This is a genomic window from Variovorax sp. OK605 (genome assembly GCF_900115445.1).
Lineage (GTDB): Bacteria > Pseudomonadota > Gammaproteobacteria > Burkholderiales > Burkholderiaceae_C > Variovorax.
In genome coordinates, this window is sequence record NZ_FOWL01000004.1 from 493,317 (window position 1) to 511,658 (window position 18,342).

An 18,342-nucleotide genomic window follows, 5' to 3' on the forward strand; every position below is an offset into this window, starting at 1 on the left:
GATGAGCCTCTATGCGATGCAGAAGTTCCTGTTCGCGCTGAACCGCGAGCAGGACGTGCAGCGGCGCTACGCCGAAGGCGGCGACGCGCGCGCCACATTGCTCGGCGGCTACGACCTCAGCGACGAAGAGCGCGAGGCCATCGACAGCGGCGACATCGGCAAGCTCTATGTGCTCGGTTGCAACGGCCAGTTGCTGATGCACTTCGCGCCGCTGCTGGGCATCGCATGGGCCGACTACCTCGAAGCCATGCGCGAGGGCGTGCGCAAGTACGGCCCGGTGCGCGCGGGCATCTATGCAATGACAACCGGCACCAACGAGAAAGTGGCAGGCGTATGAGCCTCGTATTCGCAGGCGTGTGCAGCCACGCCCCCGGCATCACCGGCCGCGCGCACCTGGCCGACCCGGCGGTGAAGGACGAGTTCCACGCGCAGTTCCACCGTTTCGGCGAGGCCATGCGCGCGACCAAGCCCGACGCGGTGATCGTGATCGCGGCGGAGCACTTCGCGAACTTCTTCATGAACAACATGCCGGCCTATGCCATCGGCATGGCCGACAGCTACGAAGGCCCCATCGAAGACCCGAAGTGGCTGGGCATCGGGAAGCACACCATCCCCGGCGACGCGGCGCTCTCGCAGCGCCTCATTCGCGAGGTGATGCAGACGGTGGACGTGGCCTACGCGGAAGAATGGAAGTTCGACCACGGCATCATGGTGCCGCTGAACTTCCTCACGCCGAACTTCGACACCAAGGTGATCCCCGTGAACATCAACTGCCAGGGCCCGCCGCTCACGCCGCTGCACCGCGCATGGGCCTTCGGCGAAGCCTTGCGCCGCGCCTGCGACAAGGCGCCCGAGCGCATTGCGCTGGTGGGCACCGGCGGCATCTCGCACTGGCCGGCCACGCCCGACTCGGGCAAGGTCAACGCCGAGTGGGACGCCGAGTTCATGCGCCGCTGGTGCGCCAACGACCGCGAAGGCATGCTCTCGCAGGACGACTACGGCGACGAGGCCACCTACCGCGAAGCGGGCCAGGGCGGCTTCGAGATCCGCACCTTCCTCAGCGTGGCCGCGGCCGCGCGCGGCAAGGGCGAGATCTTTCACATGAAGGCCATTCCGATCTTCGCGGTGACATGCACGGCCGCGACCATGTCGGTGGAATGAACGGAGAACGACGATGCCCCACCTGGTGATTCTGTACACGCCCAACATCGAGGCCGAGACCGACATGTCGGCGCTGTGCCGCACGCTGGCCGACACCATGCTGCAGCAGCACGACGAGGCCGGCAAGCCGGTGTTCCCCATCGGCGGCACGCGCGTGCTGGCCTACCCCGCCGCGCACCACGCGGTGGCCGACGGCAAGGCCGACTACGCCTTCGTGTACCTCAACATCCGCATGGCCGCGGGGCGCTCCGAGGCGGTGAAGAAGAAAGCCGGCGACGAACTGCTGGCCGACGTGCGCGCGCATTTCGCGCCCATCTTCGACCGGCGCCCCATCGGCATCACGCTGCAGATCGACGAAAGCCCCGGGCAGGTGTACGACGGCAAGCACAGCAACCTGCACCCCCTGTTCAACAAGAACTGAACGAACCGAACCCATGCTCTCCCAAGCCACCATCGCCCAACTGGCCGCCGAGCTGCACGAAAGCGAGAAGTCGCGCGTGCAGGTCGAGCATTTCTCCAAGCGCTTCCCAGAGATGACCATCGAGGACGGCTACGCCATCTCGCGCGAATGGGTGAAGACCAAGATCGCCGAGGGCCGCACGGTGAAGGGCCACAAGATCGGCCTGACCTCGCGCGCCATGCAGCAGTCCAGCCAGATCGACGAGCCCGACTACGGCACGCTGCTGGACGACATGTTCTTCGAGCAGGGCGGCGACATCCCGTTCAAGCGCTTCATCGCGCCGCGCGTCGAGGTGGAGCTGGCCTTCGTCCTCGGCAAGAAGCTGCAGGGGCCGAACGTGACCATCTTCGACGTGCTGGCCGCCACCGACTACGTGGTGCCCGCCATCGAGATCATCGATGCGCGCATCGAGCAGTTCGACCGGAACACCAAGGCCATGCGCCGCGTGTTCGACACCATTGCCGACAACGCGGCCAACGCCGGCATCGTGATGGGCGGGCGCCCGGTGAAGCCCGACGCGGTCGACCTGCGCTGGGTGAGCGCGCTGCTCTACAAGAACGGCGTGATCGAGGAGTCGGGCGTGGCCGCGGCCGTGCTCAACCACCCGGCCACCGGCGTGGCGTGGCTGGCCAACAAGCTCGCGCCGTGGGACGAATGCCTGGAGGCCGGCGAGGTGGTGCTGGGCGGCTCGTTCACGCGCCCCACCACCGCCCTGCCCGGCGACACATTCCATGCCGACTACGGCCCGCTCGGGTCGATCGCCTTCCGCTTTGCATGAAGCTCGCCCCCAGGCTTCGCGCACTTCGTGTCGCTTCGCCAACCCCCTACCGGGGGCAACACCAGCGGCCCGGCAAAGCCGGTTCCGCGGTGTTCCACGAATGAAGACAGCACCCTTCCATCTACTGGACTGAACAATGCAAACGCCCCTCAACACCTTCAAGCAGGCCCTGCAGGCCGGCAAGCCCCAGATCGGCCTGTGGGTCGGCCTGGCCGACGGCTATGCGGCCGAGATCCTGGCCGGCACCGGCTACGACTGGCTGCTGGTCGACGGCGAGCACGCGCCCAACGACGTGCGCTCGGTGCTCGCGCAGCTGCAGGGCATCTCCAGCATGTGGTCGGCCCAGCCCGAAGCCGAGCGCTCGCACCCCATCGTGCGCATTCCGGTGGGCGACACCACGCTCATCAAGCAGTACCTGGACATCGGCGCGCAGACGCTGCTGGTGCCCATGGTCGACACCGCCGAGCAGGCCGCGCGCCTGGTGCAGGGCATGCGCTACCCGCCCGAAGGCATCCGCGGCATGGGCAGCGCGCTGGCGCGCGCCTCGCGCTGGCAGGCCTACCCCAACTACCTGCACGAAGCCAACGCGCAGACCTGCCTGCTGGTGCAGGCCGAGACGGTGGAGGCGATGAAGAACATCGACGCGATCGCGGCCACGCCGGGCGTGGACGGCGTGTTCATCGGCCCGGCCGACCTGTCGGCCTCGATGGGCTTCGTGGGCCAGCCCAACCATCCCGAGGTGCAGGCCGTGATCGCCGACGCCATCGCGCGCATCCTCAAGGCCGGCAAGGCGCCGGGCATCCTGTCGACCACCGAGGAGCAGGCGCGCAAGTGGCTCGCGGCCGGTGCGCTGTTCGTGGCAGTGGGGGTGGACACCATCGTGCTGGCGGCGGCGGCCAAGGAATTGCTGGCGAAGTACAAGAACCGCACGGCCAACCCTGGCTCGCCGGGCTACTGAGCGGCGCTCGAACAGCGCGCTCACGGCAATGCATGCTAGATTTGACGTACGTTAAATTCATCGTACTTCAATGAAAATCAACCCAGGCGGCGCGCTGGCGCTCGAAGACATCGTGGGCCGGGACACCTTGGTGGCCGAGGTCATGGACATCCTCGAAACCCAAAGCCTGCAGCTCGTCGCCGAACGGCGCATGGGCAAGACCCACGTGCTCAGCAAGCTCGAAGCGCAGCAACGCGACGGCTGGGTGATGGTCAAGCGCGACCTGGAAGGCGTACGCAGCGCCAACGAGTTCGTCCAGTACGTGATGGCCGACCTGCACCCGCTGCTCAGCAAGGTCAAGAAGTTCAGGGAATGGCTTGCGGGCATCGGTTCGGAAGCCGCGGGGCTGAAGATCGGTCCGGTCACGCTCCCGAACTTTGCGGCCAAGACGTGGAAGCAGGGTCTGGTCGATACCCTGGCCCACCTGGGCGAATCGGCGCAGACGCAGTGCGTGGTTTTCCTGTGGGACGAACTGCCCATGATGCTGCAGAACCTCGCGAAGACCGCACCGCAGGACGCGATGGAACTGCTGGACGTGCTGCGCAGCATCCGCCAGGAAAACGCCAAGGTCCGGATGGTGTTCACCGGCTCGATCGGCTTGCACCACGTCGTGCGGCACTTGAAGCAGCAAGGCTATGTCAACGCGCCGGTCAACGACATGGCCACGATGGAGGTGCCGCCCCTGGCGCATGCCGATGCGGTGTCCCTCGCGCTGCAGCTGTTCCAGGACAACCGCATTGCCATGGCCGAAGACGCCGTGGCCGGCGTGGTGGCTGCAGAGGTCGACGACATCCCGTTCTACATCCACCATGTGCTCAGCAAGCTCAAGGCCAGGCACGCGGGGTCGGCCTACCGCGTGACGGCCGATGACGTGCGCAAGGAAGTGGCCGATGCCATCCGGTCCGCGCTCGACCCCTGGCATCTGAAGCACTACGAGGAACGAACGCGCGAGTACTACACCCACGATCGCACGGCATGCCACGCGTTGCTGGACGCGGTGGCGTCGACGGCAGGTTCGATGTCCATGCAGTCCGCCATCAACCGTGCCAAGAGCGTTGTTCCGGCGCTGGACCGTGAAAGCTGGCTCGAGCTTACGCACCTGCTCGAGCGCGACTATTACTTCGTGCGCCACCCGGACAGTGGGGAGCTTCGGTACAAGTTCAGCATCGTGGCGCGTTGGTGGCGCTGGCACCGCGGCGTGTCCGTGACGGAAGGCGGTGTCGCATGACGAAGAAGAATGCGCCTTCCGTCGTGCCCACGCCAATGACGCAGAAGGCGCTCTATCTCTCGCATTTCACGCCGAGCATGATGCAGCCCGACACGCTGCAGCACATGCTGGTTCAACGCCAGCCATTGATCGACGCGTGCTGCGACGATGTCGTGCACAGCGTGACGACACGCGCCAAGCACCACTACCTCTTCGTCGGCCCGCGCGGCATCGGCAAGACCCACCTGATCTCGCTGCTGCATCACCGGCTTTCGACGTCGAAGGACATTCAAGAACGAGGCTTGATCGCATGGATGCGCGAAGAAGAATGGGGCGTGACCAGTTTCTTCGAACTGGTGCTACGCATCTTGCGTACGCTGGACCAACAGGTTCCAGCACTGGGCATCGCGGCGCGAACGGCGCCGTTGTATGAGCTGACGCTCAAGCAGGCGGAGTCGCAAGGCACGTCGCTTCTGTTGGAGGTGCTCGGCAACAAGACGCTTGTCGTGCTGATGGAAAACCTGGACGACCTCTTCGATCAGCTTGGCGATGCCGGCCAGCGCCAGTTTCGGGCGTTCATCCAGAACCACCCGCAACTCGTTCTGGTCGCCACGACACCCGCCCTGTTCGCTGGCGTGAGCCTTCAGAAATCGCCGTTCTACGGCTTCTTCGATATCCAGGCATTGAAGGAATTCAGCCTCGAAGACGTCGTCGATCTGCTGAAGAAGATCGCGGTGGAGCGCGGCGACAACGCGTTGACCGAGTTCATGGAAACACGAGAGGCTCGTGCTCGCATTCGCGCGGTGCACCACCTCGCGGAGGGCAATCCGCGCATCTACGTGATCCTTGCGCAATTCCTGAGCCGCGAGGCGCTCGACGAACTGGTGCAGGCAGTGATGCACACGCTGGACGAGCTCACGCCCTACTACCAGGCGCGCATGAAGGAGCTTTCGGGGCAGCAGCGGAAGATCGTGGAATACCTCGTGAGCTATCGCGGCGCGGCGCCGGTCAAGCAGATTGCAAAGGCCTGCTTCATCACGCCCCAGACCTGCTCGGGACAGCTCAGGCAGCTGCGAGAAAAGCGCTATGTGCACTCGATCGAAGCAGGACGCGAGAGCTTCTACGAGTTGACCGAGCCGCTGATGCGGCTTTGCATGGAAGTGAAGCAGCAGCGAGGCGAGCCCGTCGGACTGTTGGTGGAGAGTCTGCGCATCTGGTATGCCGAAGCCGAACTGCGCGAAGGGCTCGACCGTGCCGAAGGCAAACGGGAAGTCGATGAGCACCATGGCTCGGGCGAGCGGATATTCGATGCACTTGCCGAACCGGCAGTGAGCGCCGAATTCGAAAAGATCGTTCTGCGCGTGATGCAAGCGGCGTCCGCGTGGAAAAGAACCGGCGATGAAAAGCATCTCCTGGTACTGCCAAGGGAAGAACGCGCCCTGGCAGTGAATCTCAAGACAGACTGACCTCATGCACTGGAGCCTCTCGATGCAACGCACCCCCCTGGCGGCCCTGGCCGCGGCAGCCACCTTGTTCCTCGCCGCCTGCGCGCCCATGGGCGGCGGCAAGCCGGGTACCACGGCCACCACGGCCACCACGGCCCAGCAGGAAGCCAACCGCCAGGCCGTGCTCGCCTTCTACGAGAAGGGCCTGAACCAGAAGGACGCCGACGCGGCGCTGCAGTACGTGGGCAACCGCTACGTGCAGCACAACCCCACGGCGGCCGACGGCCCCGAGGGCTTTCGCAAGTTCATCGCGTTCCTGCGCGAGAAGTTTCCGAACTCGCGCAGCGAGATCAAGCGCAGCTTCGTCGACGGCGACTACGTGATCCTGCATGTGAACGCGGTGCGCGAACCGGGCACGCGCGGCAGCGCCATCGTCGACATCTTCAAGCTGGAGAACGGGAAGATCGTCGAGCACTGGGACGTGGTGCAACCTGTGCCGGAAGCGGCCGCGAACAACAACACGATGTTCTGAGCCTCCTTTTCAAAATCTGCCAGCCCACGCCAGCCCGATGACCACGCCCACCGACCCGAACAAGCGCTTTCGCTCCGCCACCATCCGCGAGGGCACGATCCGCGCGACCACGCGCAGCTTCCTGCACGCGCTGGGCCAGGACGACGAGGACATCGCGCGCCCGCACATCGGCGTGTTCCACACCGGCGGCGAGATGAGCCCGTGCAACCTCAACCTGCGCGAGCAGGCGCAGCACGCCAAGACCGGCATCTACGCCGGCGGCGGCACGCCGCACGAATGCCCGGTGGTGTCGATCAGCGACGGCCTGACGATGGCGCACTCGGGCATGCGCTTCTCGCTGATCTCGCGCGAACTCATCGCCGACAGCGTGGAGGCCTCCACGCGCGGCCACCAATGGGACGGCATCTTCGCCATCGGCGCCTGCGACAAGAACCTGCCGGGGCTGATGATGGGCATGGTGCGCTGCAACGTGCCCAGCGTGTTCGTGCACGGCGGCTCGGCGCTGCCGGGGCAGATGCCCGGCCCCGACGGGCGCGACCTCAACGTGGTCGACACCTACGAGACCATCGGCAAGGTGCTGGCCGGCACGGCCACGCCCGACGAGCTCGACGCCATGAGCCGCGCCTGCCTGCCCACGGCCGGCGCCTGCGCGGGGCAGTTCACGGCCAACACCATGGGCATGGTGTCGGAGGCGCTGGGCCTGGCGCCCATCGGCTCCAGCATGGTGCCCGCCGTGTTCAGCGAGCGCGCACCGCTGATGCGCCGCGCCGCCAAGACGCTCATGAAGGCGGTGATGGGCGACAGCCCGCTGCCGCGCGACATCGTCACGCGCAAGGCACTCGAAAACGCCTGCGCCGTGGTGTCGGCCACGGGCGGCTCGACCAACGCCGCGCTGCACCTGCCGGCCATCGCGCACGAGGCGGGCATCAAGTTCCACCTCGACGACGTGGCCGAAGTGTTCGCGCGCACGCCGCTCATCGCCGACCTGCGCCCGGGCGGTCAGTACCTGGCGCGCGACGTGTTCTACATCGGCGGCGCGGGCGTCATCCTGCGCACACTGCTGGAGCAGGGCTTCCTGCACGGCGACGCGCTCACCTTCACCGGCCGCACCATGGCCGAGGAACTGGCCGGCGCGCTGGCACCCGACGGCCGCGTGGTGCGCGAGGCCGGCAACCCGATCACGCGCGACGGCGGGCTGGCGGTGCTCAAGGGCAACCTGTGCCCCGACGGCGCGCTGCTCAAGACCGCGGGCCTCAAGGGGCTGGTGTTCCGCGGGCCGGCGCGCGTCTTCAACTCCGAGGAAGAGGCGCAAGCGGCAGTGCAGAACCGCCGCTATGAGCCGGGCGACGTGATCGTGATCCGCAACGAAGGCCCCAAGGGCAGCCCCGGCATGCGCGAGATGCTGGGCATCACCGCGCTGCTCTACGGCCAGGGCATGGGCGACAAGGTGGCGTTGCTGACCGACGGGCGCTTCTCGGGCGCCACGCGCGGCCTGTGCATCGGTTATGCGGGGCCTGAAGCCGCGGACGGCGGCCCCATTGCGGCGCTGCGCGACGGCGACGTGATCGCCATCGACGCGCGGGCCGAAGCGCGCAGCATTTCGGTGGAGCTGACGGCGGAAGAAATCGCGTCGCGCCTTGCCGGACGTGAGGTAAACGCGGGGGCGCCAAAAGGCGGTTTGTTGGAAAAATACGCGCTCACCGTGCGCCCTGCCCACCAGGGCGCCGTGACCCACTCGGGCGCGGTCACCTGGCTGCGCGACGAGTCTTGACCCTCCACAACAACCGTCCGGAGAGAGACACCATGAGCTTCACGCGCCGCCAGATCCTGCAGACCACCAGTGCCTCGGCCTTGATGGCCGGCCTGGGCCAGAACGTCTTCGCGCAAGCGATGAACATCGAGACCGCCACCATCGTCACCGGCTTCGCGGCCGGCGGCACGTCGGACACGACCTGCCGGCGCCTGGCGCTGAAGCTCAGCCCCGAGTACGCGAAGACGGCCGTGGTCGAGAACCGCACCGGCGCGGGCGGCCAGATCGCCGTGAGCTACGTGAAGGCCCGCCCGGCCGACGGCAGCACCATCCTGCAGACGCCGACCTCGATCCTCACGATCTACCCGCACATCTACAAGAAACTGCCGTACGACCCGATGGTCGACATCACGCCCGTGAGCCTGGCCTGCATCTTCGACTTCGGCTTTGCCGTGGGCCCGGCCGTGCCGGCCAGCGTGAAGACGGTGCCCGAGTTCCTGGCCTGGGCCAAGGCCAACCCCGAGGGCGCCAACTTCGGCTCGCCGGCCGCGGGCTCCACGCCGCACTTCATCGGCGCGCTGCTGGGCAAGAAGGGCGGCGTCGAGCTCAAGCACGCGGCCTACCGCGGCACGCAGCCGGCCATGCTCGACCTGCTGGGCAGCAACATCTCGGCGGTGTCGGGGCCCATCGGCGACATCACGCAGCACCTGCAGTCGGGCAAGGTTCGCATCCTGGGCGTGTCGGGTGCCAAGCGCAGCCGCTTCGCGCCCGACGTGCCCACCTTCGGCGAACAGGGCCTGAAGGACATGGCGCACAGCGAGTGGTTCGCCTTCTTCCTGCCGGCCAAGGCCTCGCCGGAGCTGGTGACCAGGCTGAACACGGCCATGAAGAACGCCCTGGCGCAAAAGGACGTGATCGACGGCCTCGGCACCTTCGGCCTGGAAGCGATGTCTTCCACGCCGGCCGAGCTGACGGAGCTGCTGAAGAAAGACACCGCCAAGTGGGCGCCGATCGTGAAAGAGGTCGGCTTCACCGCGGAAGGCTAAACCCATGAAGGAACTGCAATGAACACACTCGCCACCCCCGCGCCGTCGTCCACGTCGGCGCTGGTCCATCCCTCGATCCATCCCGACGAGCGCGCCGCGCGCGAGGAGCTCGCGGCCTGCTACCGCGTGTTCGCGATGCTGGGCTGGGTCGAGATGATCTACAACCACATCACGGTGCGGCTGTCCGACAGCGTGACCGGTGGCGAGAAGCAGTTCCTCATCAACCCCTTCGGGCTTCACTACAGCGAGGTCACGGCCAGCAACCTGGTGAAGATCGACCTGCAAGGCAAGGTGCTCGACGGCTCGACGCACAAGGTGAACCCGGCCGGCTTCGTGGTGCATGCGGCCATCCACGACGGCCTGCCGGGCGCGCACTGCGTGATGCACACGCACACCACCGCCGGCGTGGCCGTGGCCTGCCTGCAGGGCGGCCTGCAGCAGACCAACTTCTACACCGCGCAGCTGCACGGCATGGTGGCGTACCACGACTTCGAGGGCATCACCATCCACGCCGACGAAGGCCCGCGCCTGCTCAAGAGCATCGGCGAGCGCAACGCGGTGATCCTGCGCAACCACGGCCTGCTGGCCTGGGGCCAGACGCTGCCGCAGACCTTCGCCATCCTGTGGACGCTGCAGCGCGCCTGCGAGATCCAGATGGCCACCTTTTCGATGGGCCAGGCCATTCCGGTGAGCGAGGAAATCGCCCGGCGCTGCACGCGCGACGCGCTGCAGTTCAGCCCCGAGCACGGCGCCGGGCAGGATGTGTTCAATGCGCTGGTGCGGCAAGTGGACCGCATCGACCCTTCGTACCGCAACTGAACCTGAAGCGACAGACCCCATGAAGATTTGCATCTACGGCGCCGGCGCCATCGGCGGCTGGATCGGCGTCAGCCTGGCGCAAGCCGGCGAACGCCTCAACGTGGTGGCGCGCGGCGCCACGCTCGACGCACTGCAGCGCGACGGCCTCAGCCTGATGCGTGGCGACGTTCGCACGCGCGTGCCCGTCAACGCGGTGGCCGACCCCACTGAGCTCGGCGTGCAGGACCTGGTGATCATCGCCGTGAAGGCGCCCGCGCTGGCCGGCGTGGCCGAGCGCATCGGCCCGCTGATCGGCGCCGACACCCTCGTGCTGGTGGCCATGAACGGCGTGCCGTGGTGGTTCCTCGAAGGCGGCTTCGGCGGCGAGATCACGGGCCACCGGCTCGCGGCCGTCGACCCCGAAGGCGCCATTGCGCGCGCCATTCCGTCGCGCAACGTGATCGGCTGCGTGGTGCATTGCAGCTGCTCGCTCGACGCGCCGGGCGTGGTGCGGCACCACTTCGGCAACGGGCTGATCGTGGGCGAGCCGTCGGGCGAAGCCACGCCGCGCGTGCAGAAACTGGTCGAGCTGCTCAGGAGCACCGGCATCGACACCACGCTGTCGCCGCAGATCCAGAAGGACGTGTGGTTCAAGCTGTGGGGCAACATGACGGTGAACCCCATCAGCGCGCTCACCGGCGCCACCACCGACCTGATCATGGGCGACGACTACGTGCGCGGTTTCATCTCGGCCGTGATGCTGGAGGCCAAGGAAATCGGCCGGCGCATCGGCATCGAGATCACGCAGAGCCCGGAAGACCGCCACGCGGTCACGCTGAAGCTGGGCGCGTTCAAGACCTCGATGCTGCAGGACGTGGAGGCCGGCCGCTCGGTGGAGCTCGACGCGCTGGTGACCGTGGTGCGCGAGCTCGGCGAACTGACGGGCGTGGCCACGCCGTTCACCGATGCGCTGCTGGGGCTGGCGCGGCTGCGCACGCGCCAGCTCGGGCTGTACTGAAGCCCGGACGGATCGCTCAGGCGCTGGGTGCGGCAGGCCTCATCCAGTCGGCCGCGAAGGTCTGCAGCGCCGTCGCCACCCATTCCTCCTCGTCGTCCGACAGGGTATGGAACGGCACGCCGATGCGGTCCTTCGCATGGTCGTCGCCGAGTTCGGCGCGGATGCGCTTGTGGGTGCCTTCCACGTTGCTCGGCGTGCGCGTCACCACCACCTGCGCACTTTGTCGTTGCAGCGTGAAGCGGAAGTGGAAGCTGCCGACCTCGACCCGCACGCGCTGGATGTCGATGTGCAGCCGGTCCTCCAGCACCGTGAAGTACATGAAGTCTTCCGGGTCCTCGGGCGTGCCGAAGCAGTCGAGGGACGTGCCGGCGGCGCTGCCGTGGCGCGCGAGGATGCGGGCCAGGTTCGCGGGATCCCTGATGTCCATGGTTGAAGCAGTTCCAGACGGATTGGCGCTCGACAGGCGTGGGGCAGCTCGCACAGGCCCGCAGCCCTTGAAAGGGCTGCGGCGGCGCGCAGTCACCAGAACTTTTCAGGCGTGGCGGCCAGCGCGGCGGTGCAGGCGGCCACGGCCTTGGCGCGCTCCTCGCGCAAGCGCTGCCAGTTGTCGGCCTGCCACTGGGCCCACGCGACGGGCTCCGACTGGTAGAAGCATTCGGCCGGCGGGCGCATGAAGCCCGCGCGGCCGAGCTGGGCACCGAACTTCAGGCGGAACAGCTCGTCGGACCCCAGCAGGTTCTCGTAGACCAGGTGCCACGGCCCCGGCAGCAGCGGCGTGTCGGCCTGCGCCTGGACCTTGGCCGCCTCCGCGATCTCCTCGGGTGTGGAGCCGTCCGTGAGAGCCAGGGCGTGCGCGGCTTCGGCGCGCTTGCGGTAGATGCCGGTGGCGACCTTGCCGAGCGCGTCGGTCAGGTCGCTGATGGCCGGGTTGACGCCCAGCGGGTCTTGCTCGAGCGCCGCGAGCGTGGTGCCGCCGAGGTCGTCCTTCGAGAAGCCCTGCGCGGCCATGCCACCCGCCAGCACGGCGAACGCCACGTTCAAGGCAACCTGTCCCGCGGCGTGGCCGACGGTGTCCTCGCGGCGCACCACGCGAAGCTTCTCGATGCCCGGCTTGTAGACGCCGAGCTTGAAAAGCACACGGGTCTGCGGCAAGGCGGGTGCGGATGCAGCTACGGGCTCGGCGGGCGCCTGCGCGGCGGGAGCCTCCGTGGCGAGCGTGGCCGGCGCCGCCGCATCCGGCTCGGCGTGGGCCACGAAGCTCAGCGCGGCCAGCGCGATGCCGCAGGCGTGCATGGCGGCACGTTGTTTTTTCTTCGAGATCATGTGAACGGAATTCCTCCGGCGCGGATTGTCTCCGCACCGCACCGCACCGGGCGGGGCCGCCTGCTCACCCGCGCCGCAAGCGCGTCAGGCCAGCGCGCGCCGGATCGCCGCCACGGCCCGCAGCGTGCGTGCCGTGGCGATCGCATCGATCGGCTGGTTCTGCGACGACAGCTTGGCGATGACCAGTTCGTTGCGCGGATCGACGAACAGGTGCTGCCCGTGGATGCCCATGGCGAACAGCATGCCCGGCGCGTCGTCGACCACGTACCAGCCGTTGCGGTAGCGCATGCGCATGCCCGCGAAGCCGGCGGCGAACTCGCCCTGGCGCCAGGCCTCGGCATCGCCGCCGTGCCACGTGTTGTCGATCCAGTCCGCGGGCACCACGGCGCGGCCGTCGACGCCGCGCCCGCCCTGCGCCACCATCCAGCCCACGCGCGCGAGGTCGCGCACCGTGGCGCACAGGCCGCCGGTGCAGCGGGCGGCGCCCTTCGGGTCGACGGTGATGCAGGCGGCGTCTTCGGCGCCCAGCGGGACCCACAGGCGCTCGCTGGCCAGCGTGGCGAACGGCTGGCCCGCGGCGCGCTCCATGACGAGGCCGAGCAGGTCGGTGTTGGCCGAGGTGTACTTGAACGGCCCGCCGTGCGGCGCGTGCATGGCCGCGGTGGTCTCGAAGAAGGTGCGCAGGTCCGACTGCGAGCCGCCGGGCGGCGCCGGGTCCCAGCCGGTGGACAGGCGGTAGGCCTCGAGCGCCTGCGCGTCCATGACCACGCCGGTGCGCATGTCGAGCAGCTGCTGCACGGTGGCGCCTTCGAAGGCGGTGCGCGCGAGCTCCGGCACGATGTCGGACACCGGCGCCGCCACGTCGAGCAGGCCCGCGCCGTGCAGCGTGCCGGCCACCAGCCCCACGACGGACTTGGTCGCCGACATGAGGATGTGCGGCGTGTGCGCCGTCATGCCGCTGTCGTAGAACTCGTGCACGACGCGGCCCTTGTGCATGACGACGAAGCCGTCGGTGCGGGTGAGCTGGTGGAACTCGGCCAGATCAAGCGCGGCGGGTTCGGCGGGCTCGGTGGGGAATGGCGTGGCGCGGGCCGGGTCGTTGGCGATGTCGGCCACGGGCACGATCTCGCGCACATGCTGGAAGGCCCAGGTGCTGTGCGGCCGGCTGCGCCAGTTGCCGTGGTTCGCGGCGGCGGGAAGTTCTGCGTCGGTAGATTGGTCCATGCCCCTAGTCTAGGGAGCGCGGGCTTCGCGATCCATGCGCGGGGCGCCCGGATTCTTCGTCGATCGTTCGCGCGTCGGCAGCGTGACCCACCACGCGGACGCCACGATCAGCAAGCCGCCCGCCCAGCCCCACGGCCCGACGCGCTCGCCGAAGCCGTACACCGCGATCAGCGCACCGAACACCGGCTCGCTGCCCATCAGCAGCGACACCCGGCTCGGGCTGGTGCGCGAGGCGGCATGGTTCTGCGCGAAGAAGGCGAACACGGTGCACAGCAGCACCAGGTAGGCCATGCCCCACCAGAACGAGGCGGTGGCCGGCGGCAGGTGCCATGCGCCCTGCGCGGGCGAAGCCACCAGCGAGACCAGCGCCGCGCCCAGCGCCATCACGCCCGCCTGCACGGCCGTGAGCGTCAGCGCCGGCAGCGTGTGCCGGCCGGCCAGCCGGCGCGTGAGGCAGACCATGACGGCGCGCAGGAACGCCGCGATCACCATCAACCCGTCGCCCCAGCCCACCGACATCTCGGCTGGCGAGGTGGCTGAAAGCATCGCCGCGCCCAGCGCCGACAGGCCCGCCGCCCAGAACATGCGCCGCGCCGGGCGCTGCCGCAGCAGCCACCATTCGACGAAGGGCGTGAACGCGACGCACAGGCTGATGAGGAAGGCGGCGTTGCTGGCGCTGGTGAGCGACACGCCGAAGGTCTCGCACACGAAGATGGCCAGCAGGTTGGCGCCCAGCAGGCCGCCCACCGCCAGGCCCTGGCGCCGCCCGGCGTTGCGCGCGCCGAACAGCGGCCCGAGCGCCGGCAGCAGCACCACGAAGGTCAGCCCGAAGCGCAGCGCGATGAACTCCAGCACCGGCAGCTGCTGCGTCGCCTGCTTGGCCACGGCATAGCTGCCGCCCCACACCGCCGCCACCAGCAGCAGCATGAGTTCGGCCCCGCCGATGCCGGCCCATTTTCTTGACGCCATACTGTCGCCCGCTTCCCAACAACGAAGAACCCATGAAGAAGGACGGATTGTTCGGGGCATCACCCGGGCCGAACAGCCGTCGGCCGGAACAGGACTATTGCGCCGTGGGAACGAATTCATTTCTCAAAGTGCTGCCGGAGATGGTGACCTTCGTGCGGGTCGCCGAACTCGGCAGCTTCTCGGCCGCGGCCGACCTGCTGGGCATGACGCCGTCGGCCGCGAGCCGGCAGGTGAAGCGGCTCGAAAAGGAAATCGGCGTGCAGCTGCTGCAGCGCACCACGCGCCAGCTGCGCCTGACAGAGGCCGGCACCGAGGCTTTTGCGCGCTGCCGCGAGCTGGTGCTGGCGGCGCAGGGCGCGATGGACGTCGGCCCGCAGTTCGCCAGCCGGCCCGGCGGGCTGGTGCGCATCAGCGCGCCGAAAGCCTTCGCGCGGCGCGTGCTGCACCCGCACATCTTGGTGTTCCTGCAGCGCTACCCGGAGGTGGACGTGCAGCTCATCGTGAGCGACCGCGACGTCGACCCGATCCGCGAAGGCGTCGACCTGGTGGTGCGGCTGACCACCGAGCCGCCCGAAGGGCTGGTGGCGCGCCCGCTGATGGCGGTGGAACACATCCTGTGCGCGACGCCGCGCTACCTGGCACGGCACGCGGCCATCGCGCACCCGGACGACCTGCTGGCGCACAGCTGCCTGTCGCTCGGCGAGCACGAGCGCGACAACCACTGGCGGTTTCGCAAGGACGGGGAGCCGGACGCCGAGGTCATCGTACGCGGGCGCTACATCTCCAACCACAGCGAGGTGCGGCTCGAAGCCGCGCTGGCCGACCTGGGCGTGGCCTGCGTGCCGGCGTTCATGGCGCGCGAGGCGCTCGATGCGGGCGAGGTGGTGCGCGTGCTGGCCGGCTGGGCGTTCCAGGGCAACTACCACGGGCATGCGTACATCCTGTACCCGCCGAACCGCTTTACCGCGCCCAAGTGCCGGGTACTGGTCGACCACCTGCGCGAGGCGCTGGCAGGCGGCTGAAGCCGTTCAGCCGCGCAGGGCTTCGGCGCGCAGCAGCAGGTCGTTGGCTTCCTGCGCGTTGCGCTTGTCGAGCCGCGCGGCCCACGCCCTGAAGTGATCGAGCTCGCCCAGTGCGGCGTCGAGCGCCAGCACGTTGCGCCACTGCATCTTGCCACCCAGGCACCAGCTGTCGTCGCCGGCCACCGCGTCCCTGGCGGCCGCCATGCCCGCGAAGCGCTCGAAGAAGGGCACGGCCATGCCGCGGACCGCGGTGGCCATCTCGGACACCAGGGTGGCGTCGGGCGGCGTGCCGATGTGGACGCTCCAGTTGCCGCGGCCCGGCCCGGGCATCGGCAGGTTCTTCATGGACGCGCGGTTCAGCGAGTACTGCACGATGTGCGGGCCGGCCTGCAGCCCGAGCTGCTTCGCCACGGCCTTCGCGGTGCCGTAGCTGCAGCCGAAGTGAAAGGCGACGTCGACAAAGGGCGAGTGGCGCATCGCGCCGCCCAGGGTGACGAGGTTCTCGCCCGCTTCGGTGGCCGCGCGCAGTTCGAGCGCGGACTTGTAGAAGCGGTAGCCGGGCCCGAGGGCCTCGGCGAGTTCGGCGCCCAGCGCCTGCAGGTATTTCTTCGCGTCGCCCGACATGCAGCGCGTGGCCCCTTCAGTGCGTCTTCAGCAGCACGCGCACCGCCTCGGGCAGCGAGTGGACCTGCGGCATGAAGTGGTCGAGCAGCGCGCCCAGCGCCACCGCGCAGACCACCGCGCCCAGCAGCGGCTTCCAGGTGAGCCGCACCGCCGCCATGAGCCAGCCTTCGCGCGCCACGCGCACCGCGGCGCGCGCCGACACGTACGAGAACGCCACCTCGATCGCCACCGCCAGCAGCGCGTCCCAACTGAAGTACAGCAGCACCAGCGAGCCCGCGCCCAGCACCACGGCCGTGCAGAGCAGGAAGATGGCGACCACCGGCACGACGATGACCGCGCCTTCGTCGGCGGCGCCCGCCACGTCGAGCGCGCCGCTGGCGATGTCGGTCAGGCCGCTGCCGCCCTCCCCGCCACCACCGCCGCCACTGCCACCACCGCCGCTGCTTTCACCGGAGTTCACGTGGCTGTGCGAGCCGCCACCGCTCCGCCCACTGCCGAAGTCCATGTCGGGCGCGTCGAGGTCGGCGTTCAGCTCGCGCCCCTCGACCAGCCGTTTGGCCCACCAGCGCAGCACCAGCAGGTAGCCCAGGTAGCCCACGCCCAGCGTGAGGAAGTAGCGCACCGCCAGCGAGTCGACGTGCAGCAGGTGCATCTGCAGCGCCGACACGCACCACATCAGCAGCAGCGTGAAGCTGCCGATCAGGATGCCGTGCGTGCGCAGGCTGTAGTTGCGGTGCAGGTCGCGCTCGACCTGCGTTTCCCAAAGGCGCACGGAGCGCCAGTTGGAGAGGACCTTCATTCGCCGGTCAGTCGCCCGTCATTCACCGTCATTCAACGTCGGCAGGCGCGAACGGCACGCGCTGCGCCACGGCGCACATGAGTTCGTAGCCGACGGTGCCCGCCGCGCGTGCCACCTCGTCGATGGGCAGCACCGCGCCGGTCTTCGCGGACTTGCCCCACAGCGTGACCTCGCTGCCGAACTTCGCGTCGGGCACGCCGGTGAGGTCGACGGTGATCATGTCCATGCTCACGCGCCCGACCATGCGGGTGCGCGCGCCGTTCACCAGCACCGGCGTGCCGGTGGTGCAGTGGCGCGGGTAGCCGTCGGCATAGCCGACCGCGGCGACGCCGATGGTGAGCGGGCCGTCGGCGGTGAAGCTGGAGCCGTAGCCGATGGTGTCGCCGGCCTTCAGCGTCTGCACCGAGATGAGCTGGGTCGCGAGTGTCTGGGTCGGCTGCAGCTGCCAGTGCGCCGCGTCGTGCTCGGGGAAATCGGGCGCGCTGCCGTACAACACGATGCCGGGGCGCACCCAGTCGCCGCGCGTGATGTCGGCGTGGCGCAGCGTGGCGGCGCTGTTGGCAATGGAGCGCTCGCCCGGCAGGTCGCGCGTGACGCGCTCGAAGGCCTCGACCTGGTGGGCGATGCCGCGCGTGCCGTCGGCGTCGCTGAAGTGGGTCATGAGCGAGATCTCGTCGACCTGCGTCAGCGCGTTCAGGCGGGTCCAGGCGGAGCCGAAGCGCTCGGGCGTGAAGCCCAGGCGGTTCATGCCCGAGTTCATCTTGAGGAACACGCGCTGCGGCTTGAGCGTCTTGTGGGCGGCGAGCATGTCGATCTGCTCGTCGCAGTGCACGGTGTGCCACAGGTCCAGCCGCGAGCACAGCTCCAGGTCGCGCGCATCGAACACGCCTTCCAGCAGCAGCACCGGGCCGCGCCAGCCGAGGGCGCGCACGCGCTCGGCCTCGGCCAGGTCGAGCAGCGCGAAGCCGTCGGCGCCGCGCAGGCCCTCATAGACCCGCTCGATGCCATGGCCATAGGCATTGGCTTTCACGACCGCCCAGACACGGGCGTCGAGGGCCGAGCGGCGCACCCGGTCGAGGTTGTGGCGGAGGGCGTCGGTGTGGACGGTGGCGAGAATGGGGCGCGGCATGGTGCTCAGCGAGGGTTCGGGGAAAATGCAGACCACGTTTTAGCATCTTCGGGAATGGGG

The 18,342-nt window shown here is 68.6% G+C and carries 20 protein-coding genes; 13 read left to right on the top strand and 7 right to left on the bottom strand.

The window, feature by feature from the left end:
• The first annotated feature begins 1 nt into the window (after position 1).
• The 12 genes from BM013_RS13765 (at position 2) to BM013_RS13820 (ending at position 11,192) form a co-directional block, all read left to right on the top strand.
• Entirely contained in the window at positions 2 to 337 is a 336-nt protein-coding gene (locus BM013_RS13765; protein ID WP_093127885.1) for an aromatic ring-opening dioxygenase subunit LigA, read from the top strand.
• Complete coding sequence (locus tag BM013_RS13770; protein WP_093127888.1) at positions 334 to 1,161, top strand: DODA-type extradiol aromatic ring-opening family dioxygenase; 828 nt, start codon at positions 334 to 336, stop codon at positions 1,159 to 1,161. The genes BM013_RS13765 and BM013_RS13770 overlap by 4 nt, the downstream gene beginning before the upstream one ends.
• A 13-nt stretch (positions 1,162 to 1,174) precedes the next feature.
• Positions 1,175 to 1,582 (top strand): 5-carboxymethyl-2-hydroxymuconate Delta-isomerase, encoded by a 408-nt coding sequence (locus BM013_RS13775; protein ID WP_093127890.1) that lies wholly within the window; start codon positions 1,175 to 1,177, stop codon positions 1,580 to 1,582.
• A 13-nt stretch (positions 1,583 to 1,595) separates the two neighbouring features.
• Positions 1,596 to 2,399, top strand: coding sequence for a 2-oxo-hept-4-ene-1,7-dioate hydratase (gene hpaH, locus BM013_RS13780; RefSeq protein WP_093127893.1), 804 nt, complete (start codon positions 1,596 to 1,598; stop codon positions 2,397 to 2,399).
• Positions 2,400 to 2,535: 136 nt separating this feature from the next.
• On the top strand, positions 2,536 to 3,357 hold the full coding sequence (gene hpaI / locus BM013_RS13785; RefSeq protein ID WP_093127895.1) for a 4-hydroxy-2-oxoheptanedioate aldolase: 822 nt from the start codon (positions 2,536 to 2,538) through the stop codon (positions 3,355 to 3,357).
• Between the two features lie 70 nt (positions 3,358 to 3,427).
• Positions 3,428 to 4,624, top strand: coding sequence for an ATP-binding protein (locus BM013_RS13790; protein WP_093127898.1), 1,197 nt, complete (start codon positions 3,428 to 3,430; stop codon positions 4,622 to 4,624).
• Positions 4,621 to 6,069 (top strand): hypothetical protein, encoded by a 1,449-nt coding sequence (locus BM013_RS13795; protein WP_093127900.1) that lies wholly within the window; start codon positions 4,621 to 4,623, stop codon positions 6,067 to 6,069. The genes BM013_RS13790 and BM013_RS13795 overlap by 4 nt, the downstream gene beginning before the upstream one ends.
• 22 nt (positions 6,070 to 6,091) lie before the next feature.
• The gene (locus BM013_RS13800) at positions 6,092 to 6,580 is read left to right on the top strand and encodes a nuclear transport factor 2 family protein (RefSeq protein ID WP_093128121.1); all 489 of its coding nucleotides are present in this window, start codon (positions 6,092 to 6,094) and stop codon (positions 6,578 to 6,580) included.
• Between the two features lie 37 nt (positions 6,581 to 6,617).
• Positions 6,618 to 8,351 carry a dihydroxy-acid dehydratase gene (gene ilvD, locus BM013_RS13805; RefSeq protein ID WP_093127903.1) on the top strand — a complete coding sequence of 578 codons (1,734 nt, stop codon included), beginning with the start codon at positions 6,618 to 6,620 and terminating at the stop codon, positions 8,349 to 8,351.
• Between the two features lie 32 nt (positions 8,352 to 8,383).
• Entirely contained in the window at positions 8,384 to 9,376 is a 993-nt protein-coding gene (locus BM013_RS13810) for a Bug family tripartite tricarboxylate transporter substrate binding protein (RefSeq protein ID WP_093127905.1), read from the top strand.
• Between the two features lie 18 nt (positions 9,377 to 9,394).
• Entirely contained in the window at positions 9,395 to 10,195 is an 801-nt protein-coding gene (locus BM013_RS13815) for a class II aldolase/adducin family protein (RefSeq protein ID WP_093127907.1), read from the top strand.
• 19 nt (positions 10,196 to 10,214) lie between these two features.
• Positions 10,215 to 11,192: a 2-dehydropantoate 2-reductase gene (locus BM013_RS13820; RefSeq protein WP_093127909.1), complete on the top strand. Its 978-nt coding sequence runs from the start codon at positions 10,215 to 10,217 to the stop codon at positions 11,190 to 11,192.
• A gap of 16 nt (positions 11,193 to 11,208) precedes the next feature.
• Here the strand turns inward: BM013_RS13820 and BM013_RS13825 are convergent, their stop codons facing one another.
• The 4 genes from BM013_RS13825 to BM013_RS13840 form a co-directional block, all read right to left on the bottom strand.
• A complete protein-coding gene (locus tag BM013_RS13825) occupies positions 11,209 to 11,619 on the bottom strand; it encodes a hypothetical protein (RefSeq protein ID WP_093127912.1) in 411 nt (136 codons plus the stop codon).
• Between the two features lie 92 nt (positions 11,620 to 11,711).
• Positions 11,712 to 12,515, bottom strand: a complete 804-nt coding sequence (locus BM013_RS13830; RefSeq protein ID WP_256221491.1) for a hypothetical protein — start codon at positions 12,513 to 12,515, stop codon at positions 11,712 to 11,714.
• A gap of 84 nt (positions 12,516 to 12,599) precedes the next feature.
• Positions 12,600 to 13,739, bottom strand: coding sequence for a serine hydrolase domain-containing protein (locus tag BM013_RS13835; RefSeq protein ID WP_093127915.1), 1,140 nt, complete (start codon positions 13,737 to 13,739; stop codon positions 12,600 to 12,602).
• A gap of 9 nt (positions 13,740 to 13,748) precedes the next feature.
• A complete protein-coding gene (locus tag BM013_RS13840) occupies positions 13,749 to 14,708 on the bottom strand; it encodes a DMT family transporter (protein WP_093127917.1) in 960 nt (319 codons plus the stop codon).
• 104 nt (positions 14,709 to 14,812) lie between these two features.
• Between BM013_RS13840 and BM013_RS13845 the strand changes: the two genes are divergently transcribed.
• Positions 14,813 to 15,730 (top strand): LysR family transcriptional regulator, encoded by a 918-nt coding sequence (locus tag BM013_RS13845; RefSeq protein WP_093127920.1) that lies wholly within the window; start codon positions 14,813 to 14,815, stop codon positions 15,728 to 15,730.
• Positions 15,731 to 15,736: 6 nt separating this feature from the next.
• Here BM013_RS13845 and BM013_RS13850 read toward each other — a convergent pair whose 3' ends face one another.
• Genes BM013_RS13850 through alr form a run of 3 tightly spaced genes read right to left on the bottom strand, consistent with a single transcriptional unit; the run spans position 15,737 to position 18,282 of the window.
• Positions 15,737 to 16,354: a hypothetical protein gene (locus tag BM013_RS13850; RefSeq protein ID WP_093127922.1), complete on the bottom strand. Its 618-nt coding sequence runs from the start codon at positions 16,352 to 16,354 to the stop codon at positions 15,737 to 15,739.
• Between the two features lie 16 nt (positions 16,355 to 16,370).
• A complete protein-coding gene (locus BM013_RS13855; protein ID WP_093127925.1) occupies positions 16,371 to 17,153 on the bottom strand; it encodes a hypothetical protein in 783 nt (260 codons plus the stop codon).
• Between the two features lie 28 nt (positions 17,154 to 17,181).
• Positions 17,182 to 18,282: an alanine racemase gene (gene alr, locus BM013_RS13860; protein WP_093128125.1), complete on the bottom strand. Its 1,101-nt coding sequence runs from the start codon at positions 18,280 to 18,282 to the stop codon at positions 17,182 to 17,184.
• Positions 18,283 to 18,342: the final 60 nt, after the last annotated feature.